Annotated in this window: 3 protein-coding genes; all 3 read left to right on the forward strand. The window is 42.0% G+C overall.

The features are described from left to right. Nucleotides 1-140 precede the first annotated feature (140 nt). Entirely contained in the window at nucleotides 141-1,595 is a 1,455-nt protein-coding gene (locus GNF10_RS35610) for an aminotransferase class V-fold PLP-dependent enzyme (protein WP_185580969.1), read from the forward strand. Between the two features lie 180 nt (nucleotides 1,596-1,775). After that, nucleotides 1,776-3,062, forward strand: coding sequence for a sulfite oxidase (locus GNF10_RS35615; protein WP_185580970.1), 1,287 nt, complete (start codon nucleotides 1,776-1,778; stop codon nucleotides 3,060-3,062). A gap of 109 nt (nucleotides 3,063-3,171) precedes the next feature. After that, entirely contained in the window at nucleotides 3,172-3,954 is a 783-nt protein-coding gene (locus GNF10_RS35620; protein ID WP_185580971.1) for a sulfite exporter TauE/SafE family protein, read from the forward strand. The last annotated feature ends 261 nt before the right edge of the window (nucleotides 3,955-4,215 follow it).

Genomic DNA, 4,215 nt, shown 5'->3' on the forward strand with positions numbered 1-4,215 from the left:
GAATAACCGAGTTTTCTACTAGTAATAAAGTAGTTATAAAGACCTTAATTACTACTGGTTAATGTGAGATTGAGTTAGAGAAAGCGTTGTGGTAGCTAGGCTTCTCCAAAAATTTCAAGTTTAAAATAGGGGTGCTAAAGATGACCGACATACTTGCAATAGGTGTAAATATAAAGCAAGAAGCTGTCCAATTACCGCTAGTTGCAGAAAATTTTGACAGTTTTTGGGACAAAGAAATTAGACCGTTATTCACAGATGAGTCTCTATCTTTTAGGGTGAAGACTCTGAAGGGAAACTATGTAAATTACGTCAACTTGGATAATGGAGCTACAACCACTCCCTTTACAACCCTCAAGCAGCATGTGGACGAGATGCTTGACACTTATGGCAGTGTGCATAGAGGTTCTGGGCAAAAGTCCATCATCACTACACGAGAATATGACGCTAGCCGGAACGTGATTCGAGACTTTGTGGGGTCATCTTCAGACAACTATGTAATCTTTGCAAAGAATACAACAGAAGCAATTAATGGAGCCGCTACACTTTGGGCAAAAAAACCTGGGAAAATCTTAGTTTCTGATATTGAGCATTCATCAAACCTGCTCCCTTGGGTTACTAGAGATGAAGTTGTCCAATACAGAACCCAACCGGATGGAAGTGTAAGTGTCGCAGAAATTGAAGATATCTTCAAAGCACACCAAAATCTTCCTGAAGCCGAGCAAATTAAGTTAGTAACTATTACAGGTGCTTCAACAATTACAGGTTACAGACCCCCAATTTACGAAATCGCAGCTTTAGCACATCGGTATGGTGCTAAAATTTTTGCCGATGTGTGTCAGTTAATTCAGCATGAACGGGTAGATATGCGTGCTGATGATGACCCATGCCATTTAGATTTTGTGGCTTTCTCTGGACACAAGATGTATGCACCTTATGGAACTGGGGTTTTGCTGGGGCCAAAGGAATTTTTTGATAGTTCTTACCCTTATCAAATTGGTGGTGGGAACCTGCCTTATATCACCAGAAATCTAGAGATCAAGCGTTTTTATACAGAACGGGCCCATGACCCTGGAACACCAAACGCAATGGGTGCGATCGCTATTGCCAAGGCGATTGAAATTATCGAAGCAGTAGGGCGCGATCGCATTGCTAAGTATGAACACTCTCTAGTTGAATTCACATATACAAGGCTTGGGCTAATTCCTGGAGTTAAATTACATATCCCAGGAGATAATTTAGCCCATGTTATTCCCTTTGATATTGATGGGTTTGATGGACGCTTAGTAGCAGAAATTCTGGCACAAGAATACGGCATTGGGGTTAGGGCTGGGGCTTTCTGCACTTATGAATACATTCGCAAACTCAAGAATATTTCGGATGAGCGAGACCACGAGATTGCTCAGGAAGTAGACAGGGGAATTACGCGCAATATTCCTAGTATTATCCGTGCTAGTTTTGCAGTATATAATACATTAAAAGACTGTGATCGCTTTATTGATGCGATCGCTCAAATTACTAAAAACGGATTTGCTCACTATTTGCCCAACTACACACAAGATGAAATCACTGGTGTGTGGACAGCGATAAACAGCTAGTCTCTTCAGGGCATGGGGCATTGGGCATTGAACATGAAGAAGAGACAAGGGAGACAAGAGAGAGACTTATTCAATAATTCCCCCTTGTCCCCCTTGTCTTCCTGCCTCCCCTGCTCCTTCATCTCTGTGCCTTAATTACAAATTACGCATTACGAATTACAAGTTAAAAGGGGGTATAGCTTGAGCGATGAAAACCTCTTAGACCAAGAGGATTATCTACAGGCACGGGTTGATGAGTGCATCTGGCAAAAAAGCATAGATGCAGGTATTTCGCGCCAGCGCTTTCTGAAAATACTAGCCACGATGGTTGGCGCAACAGCCATTGGGGGTTTAAATAAACCTGCGCCTGCTCACAGTCAGGCAGCTGTTAAAACTAAAGCCAGTAAAATACTTAAACCATTACCACCAGGGTATATCTCTCATAGCAAAGGCACGTTAGAGATGAACTGGGAAGCGATGTATGGGCGTGGTTATTTAGTACCAAACGATTGGTTTTATGTTCACAACCGCAGTACACCTCCCCCTTTTGACCCATCTATATGGCGTTTGCAAATTCATGGAACTGGCGTTTCTGTGCCTTGCGAGTTCACATACGATGAAATCATCGCTATGCCGTCCATCTCGGTAACATGTGCCATTGAGTGTGCTGCTAATGGTCGGCGCTTCTTTGAAGAGGCTTACAACACACCACTCTCTGGAACCCGGTGGAGGCTTGGGGCGATTGGTGTGGCTGAGTGGACTGGTGTACCACTGAGCATATTATTAGAGCGGGCTGGATTGAAATCTACAGCAAAAGACGTACTCGTTGAGGGTGCAGATTTTGATTCGCTGGACTCAAAGGGGACAAATAAATCTAAATTCAACAATGTAGTTCCAATTGCCAAAGCATTAGCAGATAACTCGCTTGTCGTCTATGCAATGAATGGAGAACCATTACCTCCAGATCATGGCCAGCCGTGCCGTGTCTTATTCCCTGGTTGGGGAGGAAACGCCAACGTTAAATGGATTGAGCGGATTGAGGTTTCTGAAACACCGATATATACCCAGTGGGTAACGGAGCAGATGGTACTGGTTGGTGCAGATTACCCAGCGATCGCACCATATAAAGGTAAGCTGATTACCTATCAAAATGTTAAGAGCGCTTTCGAGTTGGCTTGGCCCGCTAAACTTTCAGCTAAAACCCACTTACTACGTGGACGTTCTTGGTCAGGGAAAGGAAAAATTATCCGTGTAGAAGTTAGTCTAGATGGCGGTAAAACTTGGCAGTTTGCGCGACTGAGAGAACCAAACTTTCCATTTGCATGGACACGGTGGGACATTGAATGGAACCCAACTCCTGGAGAATATTTTCTCCAAGCTCGTGCTACCGACAATTTAGGTAATACACAACCTAGTACAGTTCCGTGGAATGATTTTGGATTGCTCTACGGAGGCATTGTTAGCCATCCGGTGACAGTACGGGGATGAGGGAGCAAGGGGAGCAGGGGGAGCTAAGGGAGAAAAAGAATCATCATGCCCAATTCCCAATGCCCAATTCCCACTTAGCACTATCACTTTTCTAGAAAAATACCTATTTATGATTGATTTTAGTTGGTTGATTTTAGTAACTGGGGGTTTAATATCTGGAGTCATAGCCGGACTTTTAGGAATAGGTGGCGGTATTATCACAATTCCTCTTTTAGTCACACTAGGTTATACTCCCGTTCAGGCGATCGCTACTAGTAGCCTTGCTATTGTGATTACTTCAATTTCTGGAAGTTTGCAGAATTGGTCAATGGGATACTTTGACTTTAAACGAGTAATTTATTTAGGAATTCCAGCTTTTCTAACTACTGGAATAGGTGTATATTTCGCCAACAAAATCCCTTCCTACATCATACTCTTTACATTTGGCATCATACTACTTGCTAATATCTATTTAATTGAACTTCGTAAGGAACTGGCTCTCAATGAAAAAGAGAATACAGCCACAGTATTTAACCCATTAGTTTCTAAAATTGGCACTGGGGGAGCGGCGGGAATTTTAGCAGGTTTATTTGGCTTAGGTGGCGGTACGATTATGGTGCCATTACAAATGTTGCTACTAGGAGAAGAAATTAAAGTAGCAATTCAGACTAGTTTGGGTGTAATTGTCATCACTGCTTTAGCTGCCTGTACAGGACACACCTTAGCGGGAAATACTCTGTTTGCTCAAGGTCTAGTTTTGGGATTTGGTGGTCTTTTAGGGGTTCAGATGAGTACTCGCACATTACCAAAACTGCCAGATTCTACTGTAAGTTTAGTGCTTCGCATCTTCTTAGGTATATTATCAATCTATCTTTTTTGGGAAGGTTGGATAAATTATCAACACATAATTTAAACTTCATCTATGTTGAAATCTAGAGTTTTTTAAAAGATATATTTATGTAGGTTGGTGGAGTGAAACGTAATCCAACATTACCACCTTATTTATGTTGGATTACGCTATCGCTACACCCAACCTACAAAACTCTGAAAAACAAAAGTATAAGTAAGTTGGCACAATAAAACCAAACTATGTAAAGAGAAATGAAGTAGGCTAAAATCTTTATACCTATTGCCTATTGCCTTATTCCAACGACAATTATTTACACTCACTCAC

Source organism: Nostoc sp. UCD121, assembly GCF_014222285.1.
GTDB lineage: Bacteria > Cyanobacteriota > Cyanobacteriia > Cyanobacteriales > Nostocaceae > Nostoc.